Below are 507 nucleotides of genomic sequence, written 5' to 3'. Positions count from 1 at the left end.
AAACGGGGGCGGCGTTTAACTTTTAGAAGTTGAGCGCCGCTCTTTGTTTGATGACTTGATGTTAAATCAATTTCGCATTTTATGCAATACGTCGCACATAAAGTTATTTTGAGGTAACATTGGATGGGTAAAAAAGGTGTTTCACCATTGGCGGTAATACTGACTATGAGAGGAAAAACTCAGCAAGAGATAGCAGACTTACTTAATGTTCGTAGAGAAACAGTAAGTAATTGGATGACTGGAAAAACGCCAGCTAGGCTGACTTTAGAAGAATGGAGTAAACTGGCAAATTTTTTAGATATGACTTTGGAGCAACTCCCCAAGAGCTTTGCCCCACAGCCAATTAACGATAGCCAAAATCAAAATCAAAATTAAGCGATCGCCCAAGATAGCGGCGCGCAGCGCTCCCCCATAAAAAAGTATGGAAGTCTTACAGTTAAGCGTTTTGGACTTACCACCAGTTAACCCACTGGGAATAATGCCTAGATTTGGGATTAGCGGAAAAGA

General features: G+C 41.2%; 1 protein-coding gene. It reads left to right on the top strand.

The window, feature by feature from the left end; all coding sequences use genetic code 11:
* Positions 1–123 precede the first annotated feature (123 nt).
* Positions 124–375, top strand: coding sequence for a helix-turn-helix transcriptional regulator (locus tag AC805_RS24840; protein ID WP_072143655.1), 252 nt, complete (start codon positions 124–126; stop codon positions 373–375).
* Positions 376–507 lie beyond the last annotated feature (132 nt).

Source organism: Pseudanabaena sp. 'Roaring Creek' (genome assembly GCF_001402795.1).
GTDB lineage: Bacteria > Cyanobacteriota > Cyanobacteriia > Pseudanabaenales > Pseudanabaenaceae > Pseudanabaena.
Note: the sequence above shows the minus strand (reverse complement) of the source record. Positions and strands in the feature narration are given on the sequence as shown.